The organism is Acidobacteriota bacterium (genome assembly GCA_016715115.1).
In the GTDB taxonomy this organism is placed as follows: domain Bacteria; phylum Acidobacteriota; class Blastocatellia; order Pyrinomonadales; family Pyrinomonadaceae; genus JAFDVJ01.
Map to the genome: position 1 here is coordinate 114,210 of JADKBM010000011.1, position 16,285 is coordinate 130,494.

8 protein-coding genes are annotated in these 16,285 nt (G+C 59.9%); 2 read left to right on the plus strand and 6 right to left on the minus strand.

The features are described from left to right. Nucleotides 1–14: 14 nt before the first annotated feature. From glgP to IPN69_09295, 3 genes are all read right to left on the minus strand, one after another. Nucleotides 15–2,180 (minus strand): alpha-glucan family phosphorylase, encoded by a 2,166-nt coding sequence (gene glgP / locus IPN69_09285; protein MBK8810908.1) that lies wholly within the window; start codon nucleotides 2,178–2,180, stop codon nucleotides 15–17. Between the two features lie 138 nt (nucleotides 2,181–2,318). Continuing rightward, the gene (locus IPN69_09290; protein ID MBK8810909.1) at nucleotides 2,319–2,861 is read right to left on the minus strand and encodes an O-acetyl-ADP-ribose deacetylase; all 543 of its coding nucleotides are present in this window, start codon (nucleotides 2,859–2,861) and stop codon (nucleotides 2,319–2,321) included. 17 nt (nucleotides 2,862–2,878) lie between these two features. Then, nucleotides 2,879–3,544 (minus strand): DoxX family protein, encoded by a 666-nt coding sequence (locus IPN69_09295; protein MBK8810910.1) that lies wholly within the window; start codon nucleotides 3,542–3,544, stop codon nucleotides 2,879–2,881. A gap of 152 nt (nucleotides 3,545–3,696) precedes the next feature. Between IPN69_09295 and mtnA the strand changes: the two genes are divergently transcribed. Continuing rightward, nucleotides 3,697–4,740, plus strand: a complete 1,044-nt coding sequence (gene mtnA / locus IPN69_09300; protein MBK8810911.1) for an S-methyl-5-thioribose-1-phosphate isomerase — start codon at nucleotides 3,697–3,699, stop codon at nucleotides 4,738–4,740. A 19-nt stretch (nucleotides 4,741–4,759) separates the two neighbouring features. Here the strand turns inward: mtnA and IPN69_09305 are convergent, their stop codons facing one another. The 3 genes from IPN69_09305 to IPN69_09315 are packed head-to-tail and all read right to left on the minus strand — an operon-like array spanning nucleotide 4,760 to nucleotide 7,926. Then, nucleotides 4,760–4,939, minus strand: coding sequence for a hypothetical protein (locus IPN69_09305; GenBank protein MBK8810912.1), 180 nt, complete (start codon nucleotides 4,937–4,939; stop codon nucleotides 4,760–4,762). Between the two features lie 24 nt (nucleotides 4,940–4,963). Beyond that, the gene (locus tag IPN69_09310) at nucleotides 4,964–7,369 is read right to left on the minus strand and encodes a protein kinase (GenBank protein MBK8810913.1); all 2,406 of its coding nucleotides are present in this window, start codon (nucleotides 7,367–7,369) and stop codon (nucleotides 4,964–4,966) included. Beyond that, nucleotides 7,369–7,926, minus strand: a complete 558-nt coding sequence (locus tag IPN69_09315) for a sigma-70 family RNA polymerase sigma factor (GenBank protein MBK8810914.1) — start codon at nucleotides 7,924–7,926, stop codon at nucleotides 7,369–7,371. The genes IPN69_09310 and IPN69_09315 overlap by 1 nt, the downstream gene beginning before the upstream one ends. 118 nt (nucleotides 7,927–8,044) lie before the next feature. On the opposite strand from IPN69_09315, the gene IPN69_09320 reads away from it, so the two are divergent. Further along, nucleotides 8,045–15,937, plus strand: a complete 7,893-nt coding sequence (locus IPN69_09320; GenBank protein ID MBK8810915.1) for a carboxypeptidase regulatory-like domain-containing protein — start codon at nucleotides 8,045–8,047, stop codon at nucleotides 15,935–15,937. Nucleotides 15,938–16,285 lie beyond the last annotated feature (348 nt).

A 16,285-nucleotide genomic window follows, 5' to 3' on the forward strand; every position in this document is an offset into this window, starting at 1 on the left:
TAATTGATTTCGAATTAACAGTAGATTTTTTCGACGTAATCGCGGACCATCCGGTCGCTCGAGAACTGCGTCGTCAAAGTCGCGAGCGCATCTTTCATACGACGCAGCCATTCGGTCGGAAGGCCGTTCTCGTCGCGCGAATAATAGGCCGGAACAATCTGATTTTCGAGTACGCGATAGAGCGATTCGGCGTCTTCGAAATCGATCAGCTCCTGGTCGTCGCCGACGTTCAATTCGCCGATCGAAAAACCGTTGACCTCGTTGTAGCCTTCTATCCACCAGCCGTCGAGGATCGAAAAATTCAAGCCGCCGTTCATCGCGGATTTTTGCCCGCTCGTTCCGCTCGCCTCAAGCGGCCGGCGCGGAACGTTCATCCAGACATCGACGCCCTGTACGAGATACCGTGCGACCTCCTGATCGTAATCCTCGATGAACACCGCGCGTTTCTGCCAGTTCGAATCGTGATTTATGCTCATCAGATTCTGGAGAAGCTGTTTGCCGGTTAGATCCTGGGGATGCGCCTTGCCGGCGAAAACAAACTGCACCGGACGTTGCGGGTCGTCGACCAGACGCAGGAGACGTTCGAGATCCGTCATCACCAGATTCCAGCGCTTGTAGGCGGCGACGCGGCGCGCGAAGCCGATCGTCAGGACGTTCGCATCGAAGAGTTTTCGCGTGTCTTCGCGTTCGTTGATCGTGTCGAGAAGTCCGGTGTCCTTGGCGAGCGTGCGCTGTCTGATGAACGAGATCAGGAGTTGCTTGAGTTGCTTGTGGCTATGCCAAAGCTCGGCATCGGGAATGCTTTCGATGCAGGCGCGCCACGCTGTTTGATCCGTCAGAAGTGACGGCCAGTTCGGGCCGATATGCCGTTCGTACAGCGCCTTGAGCGACGGCGCGATCCAGGTCGGCGCGTGTACACCGTTTGTGATGTGGCGGATCGGAACGTCGTCCGAATCGGTACCCTCGGGAAACATCTTGAGCCAGAGCCTGCGCGACACCTCGCCGTGCTTTTCGCTGACACCGTTCGCCGAACGCGTCATCCGGAGCGCGAGCGGCGTCATCCCGAACCATTCGGTCTCGTCGTCCGGCTCGGTGCGTCCGAGAGCGAGAAATTCCTCTTCCGTTATCCTCAGAGACGAAACGAAGCCGCTGCTGAAACAACCGCGAAGTTTGTCGGGGGAAAAAACGTCGTTGCCGGCTTCGACCGGCGTGTGGGTCGTAAAAACGCACTTCTCGCGGACCGCGGCAACCGCATCCTGAAAGGTCAGTTCCTGGTCGGCGGCGAGAAATTCCCGCGCCAGTTCAAGCGTCAAAAACGCCGAATGACCTTCGTTCAAATGGTAGACCGATGGTTCAATGCCGAGTTTGCGGAGCAGCCTGACCCCGCCGAGCCCGAGGATCTTTTCCTGGACGATTCGCGTTTCTGAGTCGCCGCCGTACAAATGGCCGGTGATATAACGGTCGATCTCCGCGTTCTGCGCGACGTTCGTATCGAGGAGATACAGTTTGATCCGTCCGACGCTCGCAAGCCACGCCTGGGCCAAGACCTCGCGACCGCGGATAAACACCGTCACCGTCAAACGCCCGCCGTTCTCGTCAAGCACCGGCGTCAAAGCGAGCTCGGAATCAAAAACGTCAAGATAGCGTTCTTCCTGCCAGCCATCGTGCGCGATCTTTTGCCGGAAATAGCCGTAGCGGTAGAGCAGGCCGATCGCAACCAGCGGAACGTTGAGATCGCTCGCCGACTTGAGGTGATCGCCGGCAAGAATGCCGAGGCCGCCCGAGTAATTCGGCAGGGAATTATGGACGCCGTATTCGGCGCAAAAATAGGCGACCGGGTTTTCGGTAGAGAACCGCCCTTCATTCTTCGCAGGCTCGGCAAGATAGTCGTGCATCGAATCCGTGAAACGTTCCAGACGCGCAACGTAATCGGCATCGAGCGATTTCTGCCAGAGTCGGAATTGCCCGATCCGTTTCAGAAAAACGCGCGGATTCTGTTCGCACTTTTCCCACAACGACGGTTCGATCTCGCGAAAGAGTTCGACGCCCTCGCGGTTCCACGACCAAAAGAAATTCCGGCTCAGCGTGTCGAGATGCCGCAACGTCTCCGGCAATTCGCGCTTAAACTCAAAATCGTCCCGAAAACTTTGTTCGGGCTTCAAACTAACTGCTGACTGCATAATTCCAAATCGCTCGGATTCCATCTCCTTCATAGTAAATGCCGAATTATCTATTGATTCATTAAGGAAAGCACGAAAAACTATAAACCAACGAGCCGATAGATTCAAATGATTCGCGGAAGAAGGTTTCGACGAAGATCAAAAAGCGTGATTGCGAAGAAAGGTTTCGGAATCGCGGACAGAGAAGAAGACGAGTCGGATCGAGACTATCGAAGGGAATTCCTCAAGAAATGAACGGATCGCCGCAGATGAGATCTGTGCGGCCTCGGATGACGGATAACCGAACGCCCCGGCCGATATCGAAGGAAAGGCAATCGAATTCAGACGGAATTCGCGCGCGATCTCGAGCGAATTGCGATAGCAACTCGCAAGCTGCGCCGCTTGATTCGCGCGATCGACGCCGTAAACCGGACCGACCGTATGGATTACATAGCCCGACGGCAATTTGCCGGCGTTTGTGATCACGGCCGATCCGGTCGGCAGGCCATCGGGAAAACGGGTTCTCCTGATCTCGCGACATTCCGCGAGAATTTCGGGCCCGCCTTTGGCGTGGATCGCGCCGTCGACGCCGCCGCCGCCGAGCAGCGTCGAATTCGCGGCATTCACGATCGCGTCCGTTTTCGACTCGGTAATGTCGCCGATCTCGACAATCACGCTGCCGGCGGCAAATGTTTCGATCATTCGCTTATTTTACGATTTCAATTCCGTTCGGCAAGCGCTCCGACCCGCATATAGCGATGGTGAATCGCAACAAGTGCACCGAACAATGCGCCGATTACGATCAGAATCGCCGTGACCTTGAGGTAATTCGTAAAATTTCCGAGTTTCATCAACCACCAGATGAGTCCAACTGGTATCCCGCCGAGTCCGAAGAACACCGGAAAAGCAAGGTTTCCGAATCGGAACGGCTTCGCGGGGTAAGAACGCGTGCCGAACAGAATCGGTTTCAGACGGTCGTAATCCCAGGCGACAAGGTACGTCGCGGCGAGCGTCATCAGAAGCGTGATGAGCCACGTTCCCTTAAATCCGACCGAAATCGTCAGGACCGCGATATTGGCGATTATCGGAAGGAACATCAGCGCTCCGAGATGAGCGGTCCGCGGGAAGAGAAGCAAGATCGCGGCGGTCAGCTGTGCCCAGCCGATGAACTGATAGTAAAAGCCGGTTTGATAGAGCGCGTTAAAATAATGTCCGACCGGATGCGAATCGGGAAGCACCGTGAACGGCTGGTTCAGGATCTTCGTGATGCTCGGCGGCGTGAAACCCGCGAACAGTAGGATGCGTGTCACGGCGGTAAGAGCCTGAAGATGTTTTACGGCGGTGATCCGTTCGTGCAGTTTGTCGAGCGTTGTTTCAAGTGCCATCGAAATTCCTCCGCGGGTCTCAATTGATAACGCGTGTTCGGCGGAAAAAGGTTTCACGTTTCTTGTTTGTCAGTTGAAATTTACGTAAGATTTTAGTTTCGTAATTTCAATGGAAAGACGGCCAAAGCCGACAAAATGAGAGAAAACAAATGATCATACCTGTGAAATGGAGTGACGAAGGCGTCGTGATGCTTGACCAGCGATTGCTTCCGACCGAGGAAAAATGGCTTGTTCTTAAAACCTACAACGACGTTGCCGATGGCATACGCGATATGGTCGTGCGCGGCGCGCCGGCGATCGGCGTTTCGGCGGCCTACGGCATTGCACTCGGGGCGAAGCAGTTCGTCGGGATGGACGTTGCGGATCTCGAGGACGAACTCGATTATGTTTGCGACGTGCTCGGCAAAACTCGTCCGACGGCGGTCAATCTGTTTTGGGCCATCGATCGTATGAAGCGCACCTTTCAGCAGGCGAAGTCAGCCGGCAAGTCGGTCGGCGAGATCAAGCAGATCCTGCTCGACGATTCGAAGGCAATCCACGAGGAAGACATCGAAGCGCAAAGGATGATCGCACAATTCGGCGGGGAACTGATCGAGAATGATTCGACCGTTTTGACGCATTGCAACGCCGGGGCGCTGGCGACCGGCGGAGTCTGGGGCACGGCGCTTGGCGTCATCCGCGGCGCGATCAAACAGGGCAAGACGGTGTCTGTGATCGCCGACGAGACGCGGCCGTACCTTCAGGGCGCCCGTTTGACGGCGTGGGAACTCGATCAGGACGACATCCCGGTGACGCTCATTACCGACAATATGAGCGGCCATATGATGAAGAAAGGCAAGGTCCAGGCGGTCGTCGTCGGTTCGGACCGGATCGCCGCCAACGGCGATGTCGCGAACAAGATCGGAACTTATATGGTCGCCGTCCTCGCGCATCGTCACGGAATTCCGTTCTATGTTGCCGCGCCGCTGTCGACCGTCGATATGAATTGTCCGACGGGTGACGAGATCCCGATCGAAGAGCGCGATATCCGCGAAGTGACGCACGTCAAGGACATCCAGCTCGCGCCCGATGGAATTTCCGTCAGCAATTACGCTTTCGACGTCACGCCGAACGATCTGGTGACAGCGATCATCACCGAAAAAGGCGTCGCCCGCGCGCCCTACACGGAAAGTTTGCGAAAGCAGTTCGAGGATTAGACTTGGGCCTGAGCTTTGTTTATTCGCGCGTCAGATACGCGACGCGCCTTTTGTCCTCGGCATAGAACGAACGGCACCACTCGCCGAGCTTTGCCACGATCCCAACGTTGGCGACCTCGTTCCGGAACTTGAACGAGGGGATCGCGGTCGCCTCGACCGCCCGACGCCGGAGTGCCTGCGCGAATTTGCACGGCTGCATCCCGGATCCGGGGTTAGCTCCGCGTCACCTTCGCCGGACCGCGCTGAGCCGCCGCGCGAGCTCGACAGTACGGGCATCGTCGGGACCGAAGCGCGACTCGAACCACCCGTGGCTTTCGAACAGCAACGCCGTCCCTTCGCGGGTCTTTCGACCGGCGGTCAGACACTCCCCGAGCGTGGCGTTCAGCTCGTGGCGAATCAGATCGTTGTTTCTGAGCGCCCCGAGCGAAGCGAGAGCGGAGCGGATGATCGACTCCGCGCGTTCCGCGCGCCCCAGCGCCAGTTCCGATCTTGCCCTGATATTGTCCGCTGTGAAGTTGAGGGCCTCTGATCCCGGACGCGGGTCACGCTCGCGCGCCACGAGCGCGGCGGCCTCCACAAAGTTACCACGCGCGAATGCCAGTTTTGCCAGGACGAGGGAAAGCGACGGCAGATAGGCGATGTCGGGCGGGTTTTGTTTGAGCATTTCTGAGTAACGCCCCAACTCACGCTCGGCCGCCTGAAGATCGCCGCGCCGTAGCGCGATATCGATCAGGATATCGGACCCGATCGCGCCTCCGCCGGAAACAGACTCGCTCGCTTCTTTCTCGGCCTGCTGGAGGTCGCCGCCGATCAGGTAGTCACGGCCGAGCAGTCCGTGGAGACTATAAACCAACGGGTGGGCCGGCCCGAACCTTGTCCGGAAGAGTTCGAGCGCCTGCCGGTGGGCATCGGCAGCTGTCTCAAAATCACCGTACTGCCCAACCCGGAAACTGCCATAATCGGTCAGCATGAACGGGAAGTTGTTCGTTTCGTTCGGATGCCGCCGCTGGATCGCAAGCGCGTCCGCAAGCAGACGGTACGACTCCTCGGCGTTGCCCTGTTCGTTGTAAACCCCGCTCAGGATGTACATGCTCTCAGCCACTTTCGCGTTGTCTTCGCCGAAGATCGCGGTGCGTATCCGGAGCGCTTCCCGGAGGTTGCGTTCGGCGTCAGAGCTGAGCTTCTGCGTTCGGTAAACGTCGCCGATCTGCTGGTAGACGTCTGCCTGCAACTCCGGGTCGTCGGCAAAATCGGCGGGTATGTGTTTTTCGATGTCGCGCATCGCCTCAAGCACGCTGACGTCCTTTCGCCCGTTTGCACGGCCGAACCAATCGGGATTGGCGTAGGCGAAGATGCTCTGCATGAACTTGTTGATCTTCTCCGCGCGGACCTGCGCCGTTAGGGACTTGTTGCGCTCCTCGTTCGCAACTCGCGCATGTTCGCGGGCAACCTCGGCCTCCCAAGCGATTGCTGCGGTGCCCCCGACGAGGCTCAGGAAAACCAAAATGCCAGCGCCTGCCGCGAGCTTGTTGCGCTGCACGAACTTGCGTGCCCGGTAACCGATCGTGTCGGCGCGCGCGGCCACCGGCAGATGCTCCCTGTAACGCCGAAGATCATCCGACAGTTTTTCGACCGACGCATAACGTCGCCACGGTTCCTTCCTGAGCGCGAAGAGGATGATGTTCCTGAGATCCGAGTCAAGCCTCGAACCGTCGATCTTTGCGGGAAAGACGGGTTCCGCTTCGCAGACCAACCGGAATACTTCCTGCGGCGAGCGGGTCGTGAACTGATACGGAAGGCCACCTGTCAGAAGTTCGTAAAGCACGACCCCGAGGCTATAGACGTCGCCTGCTGTCGTGATCTCGTCTCCGCGAACTTGTTCCGGACTCGCGTACTCGGGCGTCAGGACCCGGTTCAGAGTTCCGGTCAACGCGGTCGCGCCGGGTCCTTCACCGAGCGTCTTGGCGATCCCGAAGTCGAGCAGTTTCGGGTTGCCCTCGGGAGTGACGATTATGTTCGATGGCTTGAGGTCCCGATGGACGATCAGCAGTCCGTGAGCATAGCTGACGGCAGAACAGATGTCCCTGAAAAGGCGGATCCGTTCATTCGCGGACAGGCCGTTCAGTGTACAGTACTTCATCAACGGCAACCCTTCGACGTACTCCATCACGAAGTACGGAAGGCCGTCGTCGGTTGCGCCTCCGTCAATCAGGCGCGCGATGTTCGGGTGGTTGAGAAGCGCCAGGATCTGGCGTTCGCGGTTGAAGCGGCGGACGAGTTGGTCGGAATCGATCACGCGTTTCAGGACCTTGATCGCGACCAGTTGCCGAAATTCGTCGCCTTCCCGCTCCGCCAAAAGGACGACACCCATTCCACCGCGGCCGATCTCGCGAACGATCCGGTAACGCCCGATCGATTTCCCGACCAACGGTGCGCTCCCCGAGAAGATCGGCTCCTCGATGAATCCCCGCGCGGGCTCGATCGATTCGATGAGGCACTCAAGCTCAGCGCGCGCTTCCGGATCGTCGCCACATTCAGACCTGATGTGTCCGAGACGCAACTCGGGCTCGAGCTCGCTTGCTTCGTGAAAGATACGCTTGATCTTGTTCCACGTGTCCGGAGACGTCATCACGCACTGTCCTTCAGACGCGAATAAAGCCACGTCCGGGCCATCGTCCATTCGTTCTTGACGGTCGCCGGCGAGAGTTTCATCACTTCGGCGGTTTCATCGATAGTGAGGCCGCCGAAGAACCGCAGTTCAATGATACGGCACTGCCTCTCGTCCAGATCCGCGAGTTGTGTAAGCGCCTCATCCAGGGCGAACAGGTCCAGGTCTCGTTCGGCGGCAAAGGTGATGGCCTCGTCGAGAGCGATCCGCGGCGCCCCGGAGCCGCGTTTCGCGGACCGGTGGCGGCGCGCGTAATCCACGAGGATCTTTCTCATCATCTGCGCCGCGACAGCGAAAAAATGGGCGCGGTTCTGCCAGCCAGCATTCTTCCAATCCGCCAGCCTGACGTATGCCTCGTGAACAAGCGCCGTCGTCTGAAGGGTATGCCCCTCGCGCTCGTTCCGCATATAGCCGCTCGCAAGCCTCTTGAGCTCGTCGTATACAAGCGGCAACAGTACCTCCGGCGCGCGGTCGTTGCCGTCGGTCATTTCCCGCAGAAGAAGCGTGACATCATGCATAACCAATCAGGTATCCGACGCAACTACAGTATACAAGCCGCAAAAACAAAAAACTAGCCTATTAGCCGGTGAATTCCGCCTTGTATAACAGAGAAAAGAACAAGGAGTGCGTGACGCAATGAGAACTCTTGAGAGATTCCGCGGATGGAACAGCACGATGATCGCGTTCACCGTCGTTTTCTTCGGTCTGGCGTTGCTATTGCCTGTTGCGGCGGATCTTGCCGGCCTCGATCCTGCGGAGTCGCCGGCGACGGTCAGAAATGACCCCGGCACGCCGACGATCCGTGCCGAAAAGCGTGGATTCCCGAACATCAGCCTTAAGGACGGCGTCGATCTGGGAGGCCATGCGCCGGGAAGCGCACCCGGAAGGCGTTTGGCCGCCGGGGACTTCGATTCCGACGGCACGGCGGACCTCGCGATCGCCGGTTCCGACGGCGGCGTTCGGATACTGCGCGGCAACCCCGCGGCAAAGAACTCCCTGACGGACGAGGCCCGCGGGCTCGCGGCGCCCGAGCCGTTTCTCTCCGTCATCGCCATTTCGGATGCCGGCGTTACGCCGGATTTCTTCGAAAGCGGAGACTTCAATGCCGATGGGCACGCGGACCTTCTGGCTGCCGCGAAGGGCGAAAGCCATCTGATCCTTCTTGCGGGTTATGGTAACGGTAGCCTCGCGTCGCCGCAGACGGTGCCGGTCGCCGGCCGGATCACTGCGCTGGCCGTGGGCGAGATCGGGCAATCGGACGGGCAAACGGACATTGCCGTCGCCGTGAACGGAAAGGCTGGCGCTCGGCTGCTTGTCTTCGAGCACCCTGAAGGCGCGTTTAAGTTCAAACCGGAAGTGCTGCCGCTCGCCTCACCCGCGGCCGACATTGCGGTCGGCGACCTCAACGGCGATCATTACTCCGATATTGCGATCGGCGGCGGAAACACTCTGACGATCATCAGCGAACGCGGTCAGGCGTACCCCTGGGACCTGGCGCCGAAACTCGGTGTCAAACGGCCGCCGGCACTGATCGAACGGCGCGCGATGCCCGGCGGCGTCGCCGGACTTGCGATCGGCGATTTCAGCGGCGCGCGCGGGAGATCCCTCGCCGTGCTGACCGACGACGGAACGATCTACCTGCTGAAGCCGTCGACGCCTAAGGAATTCCGACAGATGCTCCCGGATAGTGTCCGGGGCAAAACGGTCGCCCCGTGGTTCGTGCCGACGCAAACCGACGGAAAGTTCCTCGGTTTGCTCCCCGAACCGGTCCCGGACCCGCAGGCCGCTGAAGCGAACGGATCCCTAATGCTCGATGCGCGGCTCTCGCCGCAGGAAAAACTGGAAGCGCAGAACAAACGGATTGAAACACTCGCCAAGGATTTCGCGGCGCTCGACAGCACGGAACGGGACCGCCTGAAATCCATGAGCACTCAGGCCGGCGGGCTGGGTTCCGACCGCGCCAGGAAAGGGTTTCTCAGAACGATTTCCGCAAAGCCTTCGAATCTCGGCAGTTGGGAAATTGACACGCTGGTCGCCGGCGTCGGTTCCGGCTTTTCGGCGGTTGCGAAAGGACTTTCGGCGGCCCGCGTTTCGGTGAGCGGCCGGGACGACCTCCTGATGCTCGATGCGGCATCGGGCCGTGTCAAGATAATCACGCAGCCGATCGGCGAAGACGGCCGGCACGGTGCTGAGGTCGTCTCGCTCGATTCGGACACGGCGCCGCAGGCCGTCCTGCCGATGCGCCTCAATGGCGACGCCCTCGACGATCTCGTCGTCCTGCGCGATGGCGCGGATTCGCCGACGATCGTAAGGACAACGCCGACCTTGGTCCTGATCGTCGACACCGATGCCGATTCGGGCGGTGTCTGCGACGGGGTCGGCCCGTGCACGTTGCGGCGCGCGATCGAGATCGCCAACCTCAACCCCGGCACGGAGGTCGCCGTCTTGATCCCCGGAACGGGCGCACACACCATCGTGCTTTCTTCCGAACTCCCGGTAGTTCGAGCGAACGGAACCTATCTCGTAGCGGACACGGATCCGAACACGGGAGCCCGCCTCGTTGAGATCACCGGCGGGCTCGCCGGAATTGCCGACGGGATCAAGATCCGGGCTAGCAACTGCACGGTCAGAGATTTTGTCATCAGCGATTTTCACGGTTTCACGGACCCCGACACGGGCAGCGTCACCGGTTCGAACGCGATTACCGCCGAAAGCACCCTTCTGTCGCCAAACAACGGTTTCAACTTAATCACCGGCAATTACCTCGGGACCGATCTGACGGGCAACTTGAACAAGGGGAGCGGAACCGGGGTCCTTGTCTACGACTCCGACTCCAACACGATTACGGGCAACGTGATGTCCGGGAACGGTACCTCGGACGAATTCGGCATCGGCCTCGACATCACAGCCGGCAACGACAACATCGTCAGCGGGAACCTGATCGGAACGAACGCCGCCGGGAACACCCGGCTTGCGAACACTCACGGCGTCTTTCTGTCGGGCGCCAACAACCAGATCGGTGGCGACGGGGCCGGCGACGGCAACACGATCTCCGGCAATGGCCGCGACCGTTTGCCGGGAAATCCCGATTATCCCGGCTGCGAAGGGCTCGGGGTCAGGATCGTGCCGCTCTTCGATCTGGCCACGGGCGAACAGGTCACGGCTTTCAACTCTCTGAAGGGCAACCGTATGGGCACAAACCGCGACGGCACCGCGCCGATCGGCAACTGTTACCGGGCGGTCGAGACCGTCCCCGAATCGACGACCGTGATCGGGGCGATAACGCCGAACGGCCGTAACATCATCTCCGGAAACGGATACGATGCCATCTGGTGCGGCAGCCCGTACAGGCTCGATTTCACAGAGGACGGATTTTGCGCGATCGTCGGCAACAATATCGGCACCGACGTCACCGGGACCGTCGCCATCCCGAACGACCAACGGAATGTCCGCGGCGGACTCAGTCCGCTGACCGCGATCGTTACGTTGGTCAACAACCAGACCTTCTCGAACATCGGGGCGCCGGGAGGAACGACGCCCGGCGGCGAGTGCAGCGGGTTCTGCAATCTCATTTCGGGGAACTACAATCCGGCGGGATCAAATACGTTCTCCGTCGGGCGTCTGGGACTCGGCACGGTCCTCGTCATAAACAACTACGTCGGGACGAAGAAGAACGGGTCCGAACCGCTTGCGAACTACGGAAGCCTTATCGCCAACGCGGCGGCGTACGACGTTCCGACGAGCTACATCGGACTCGTCGGCTCGGACTCCAATGGTCAGCCGATGTCCTGGGGCAACCTCGTCTCGGGAAACGCTTACGGAGCGGTCTTCTGCGGCGGATATTATCTCAGCAACGGCAACTGCGATATCATCGGGAACCTGATCGGCACGGACGCGACCGGGATGAACGCGTTGCCGAATTTTGAACTCGCCGACAACCCGTTCGGGATCTCGCTCGGAGCCTTCATCGGGTTTGGAGTCACGAATATCGGCGACGGTTCGTCGGCGCTAGGACGAAACATCATCGCGTCGAACAAGGGCCACGGGATCGAGATCCGGAACATCGGCGGAACGGTCAAGGTCACAAACAACTTCATCGGCGTGAACAAGGCGGGCGCGCCGCTCGGCAACGTGCAGAACGGGATAAATGTGACGATTGGCAGGGCGAGCATCGGCTCGGCGTCACCCGACGACGCAAACGTGATTCGGAGCAACGGAGGCGCCGGCATCCTCATCCAGCCGGTCTTCAGCATTCTTCCGAACGCCGATATCCAGGGCAACCGGATCGCCGACAACGGCGGGCTTGGCATCGACATTCAGCGGAGCGGTATGAGCCAGAACGGCGACGGAGTCAACGTCAACGACTGTCAGGACGAAGACACAGGGTCGAACGGGCTCCAGAACTTCCCGGTGCTGTTCACTCCGACGTTCAACGGCGACGGCACGGTCACCGTCGACGGAACGCTCAGCAGCATCCCGGACAGCCCCTACCGGATCGATTTCTACTCGAGCCAGACGGCTGACCCGAGCGGATACGGCGAGGGCGAAACTCCCATCGGCTCGGCGACCGTCACGACGGACGGCAACGGTTTGGCGTCGTTCACGTTCAACTCGACCGCCGCGGTCCCGAACGGCGCGGCGATCACGGCCACGGCGACGGACAGCCTCGGAAATACTTCGGAGTTCTCCTGCTTCGCGGGCGGATCCTGCACGCTCGGACTAACGTTCGAGGAATTCAAGGCTTCGCCGTCCGTTACCTGTTCCGAGCCGATAATTGTGAACGTCGTCAGCGACGAACCCGATGCGAACACGGCCGACGGTTTCTGCGATGTCGACACCGGCAACAGCGGCCTTCAGTGCACGCTCCGGGCGGCAATACAGGAGGCGAACGCGCGTGAAGGCTATGACTATATCGAGTTCAACATTCCCGGCGGCGGAATCCACACGATCGCGCCCGCAAGCCCGCTGCCACTGATAAATAAACCGGTCTCGGTCCGCGGCGAAACGCAGCCGGGTTATTCGGGGACGCCGCTGATCGAGATCGACGGCGTCAGTACGGTCGGCGCGGTGGGTCTGGCATTTTCGACTGGGAGCGGTGGGTCGAGGCTCGCCGCCGTCACCGTTCACCGGTTTGACCAAGCGGGCGTCTCCCTGATGAGCGGCGGCAACACAATAACGCGTTCGTTCATCGGGCTTAAACCCGACGGACTGACGATCAGCCCTGCCCGGCGGCAAAACACCGGCGTTATGATCGGAAACTCGGCCAACAACAAGGTCGGCGACGGTGTATCAGGACACGGGAACGTTATTTCGGGCAATGTCAGCGGCGTCGCGCTACTTTCCGCCAACGCGAATTCAGTGGTCGGAAACTTCATCGGAACGGACAAGGACGGCAACCAGCTGCAGTCAGAGGGCTCCGCCGTACTCGGAAACACGATCGGGATCGCGGTCGGGAACGGAAACAACAATGAGATCGGCGGGTTGAACGGGAGCGCCGGATCGAGGAATGTGATATCCGGCAACAACGCGGGCATCGCCATCGGCTCAGCCTCGAGCGACTCACGGGTAACGGGCAACTACATCGGAACGAATGCTGCCGGCACCGCTGCCGTCCCGAACGCGAGCTTCGGCGTGACGATCTTTTCAGGCGCGCAAAACAGCCAGATCGGTGGTCCGGGCGGCGGCGGGAACGTGATCTCGGGTCAGAACCTGACGGGAGGTCCCGCGGTCCGACCGGTCGGAATCTTGATTGGCAGCGACGCGGGCGGCGGCAACGCGATCCTCGGAAACATCATCGGTCTCGACGCGAACCAGCAGAACGCGATCCCCAACAACTTCGGCATCATCGCGTCAAAGGACTGTACGATCGGAAGCGTTTCGGCGCCGAACGTCATCGCGGGCAATACGAGCGACGGGATCGCGGTGGGCGACGCCACGGCCACGGTTTCGGGCGTCACGATCACCGGCAACCTGGTGGGACTCAACGGGAACGGCCAGCCGTTCGGGAACCGCTCGGGCATCGTTCTCATCAACGACACGCAGAATACGGCGATTCGCGACAACACGGTCTCCGGCCAAACGGATTTCGTCGGGATTCTCATCGGCGACGGGCCGACGCGAAACACTGTCAGCGGAAACCGGATCGGCACGGATCAGGCGGGAAGCACGGCCGTCGGAAACAGATTCGGCGTCGTCATCTCGCGCGCGAACGAAAACAGCGTCACCTCGAATCTGATCTCGGGAAACCTGACCTTCGGCGTCTACATCGGCGACACGCTCGAACTCCCGCCGCCCGGTCTTCACGCATTCCCGACGATGCGGCCCTCGGCCGGAACTTACACGACGGGAAACAAGGTCCAAAAGAACCTGATCGGGACGAACTCGGACGGGACGGCGAAGATCCCGAACATTGTCGGCGGCGTTGGGTTGGTCGAGAACGCGCGCGACAACCTGATTGGCGGAAGTTCGATCTACGGCTACGGCAACGTCATCTCCGGTAACGGCAGCGAGCAGCCGAACAGTGGCTTCGGTGTTTTCATCGGCGCCGTTCTGCCGAGTCCCGCGTCAGATTCGCTCCCTAGCGGAAACAAGGTGCAGGGCAACCGGATCGGACTGAAGAAGACGCTCAACGAGGCGCTCGGAAACACGACCGCCGTCCAACTCGCTCACGCGCGGGACAACGTCATCGGCGGAGACTCCGCTGACCGCGCCAACATCATTGGCGGGAGCAGTGTCGACGGGGTCTACGTAATCGGCGCCGATACGACCGGGAACGTTATCCAAAACAACTACATTGGCTTTTACGGAGACTCTCCGGTCGCATTGCCGAACGGCGGCGACGGGATACACGTCCTCGAAGGCGCGGTCAATACGACGATCCGGGGCAACTCCGTCGGCGGCAACGGCGGCCACGGGATCAATATCGAGAACGTCGAACCGGTATTTCTGCAGCGGCGACCGACAGACCCGGCGCCGATCAGCGTCAGTATCGCGGGAAATTCCGTCGGGGTCTTCATCGGGCCGGATGGGCACGCCTTGCCAGTGCCGAACCTGAAGGCCGGGATACAGCTTGACTGCGTGTCGTTTGCCGTGATCGGAGTGACGATGGCATACCAGAATTTGGCCAACATTGTTGCCGCGAACCGCGAGGCCGGGTTGCGCATAGTCCGCAACTTGGGCGTCCGCACAGACGCCATTCCGTGCCCGGGCTCGTCGTTCAACGTTATCAGCAACACGTTCATCGGCACCGACGCGAACGGGACTCCGGGACTCGGCAACGCCGGAAACGGGATCGAGATCGTGGGCTCGTCGGACAACGTCATCGGGGACGCGAACGCCGGCAACGTAATCGCAGGAAACGAGGGCAATGGTCTCAAGATCGAGGGCGGCGGAACCAATCGGATATTCGCGAACAAGATCGGCATCGTTCCGCAAGGCGAGAACTTTAGCGCCCTTGGAAACGCATTGAACGGCATCGTCATTTCGGATTCCGCCGACAATCAGGTCGGCGACACCGACGATGCGAAGTCAAACCTTATCGGGGCGATGAACGGCTATGGAATGGTTCTCGAAAGCGTAACCCAGCTAGTGAAGGTCCGGAACAATCTGATTGGTACGGTGATCCGGAATGTCCGGGTCCGCCGTGTCACGCCGACGCAGCTTATTGCGGACACGCAGTTTGGAAACGGAACGGGGGGTGTTCTGATCACTTTGGGCGCAACGCGCAATGTTATCGGAGGGACGATTCCAAACTCCGGAAACAGGATCGCCAATAACGGAGGTCCGGGGGTCTGGATCGACACGACCGCGGGGTTGTACAACAACGTTGACCCGAACTCCATTTTCAACAACTCAGGGCTCGGGATCGATCTCGGCTTGGAGGGGCCGACCGACAACGATCCGGACGACGCCGACGATGGGCCGAACAATTTGCAAAACTATCCGCAGATCTCGAGCTTTTCGATAGACGGCAACGGCGACCTCGTTGTGACCTACTCGGTCGACTCGCTTCCCGGGAATTCAGATTACGGCACGGCCGGCCTCTATGTCGAATTCTTCAAGGCCGACGGGCGGGGTCAAGGGCAGTTGTTTCTCGGATCCGATCAATATACAACGTCGGACCACAACGGTTCGCTCGCCGGAGCGAAATCCATCAATCTTGGAAACGCGGCAGCATTGGGCTTCTCTCCGGGCGACGTCGTCACGGCCACGGCGACCGACGCGCAGGGCAATACTTCGGAGTTCTTCCCGCCATTCGGGCCGACCGCCGCGCATGTCATGGTCGCCGGAACAGTTCGGGGAACAACCGGCGCGGGGATCGCGAACGTGCGGATTCTCCTTACCGGAACTAACGGCGTGACGCGGTATGCCGTCACCAATCATCTCGGCTACTATCGATTCGACGGCGTCGAGGCGGGCCAGACATTCGTCGTCACCGCCTCGCACCGGAAGTTTAGATTCAAGCAGCAGTCATTCGTTCTGGAGGTAAGCGACAGTATCCAGGACTGCGATTTTGTTGTCCTGGAGTGAATTTGGGACTGACGAGCCGCCGGAAACCGATGAGGACTACGGACGCTCGATTCCGGATTTGGGAGCGGGTCTTTGTGGAATCCAAATGCCGTTGGTTGGAAGTTGCCGTTCCCGAGCTTGAGTCTGCTTTTGTGACCCGCGGCGTTAAATGTGATGCCGCCCAGATGAAGAGGTGACGTTCGGCACTGTGGAACCCGGCGCGAAGCAAAAACGGTGGAGAGAGCGGACGTTTGGGTTCGCTCAATGACGCGCGTCGCGTCGTTTCGTCGGTCCGAATGACTCCGATTCGCTCAGACGGATTCAGAACGATCGGCTTTGCGATCGGGGCCTCCGATTTCGTGCCGGTTT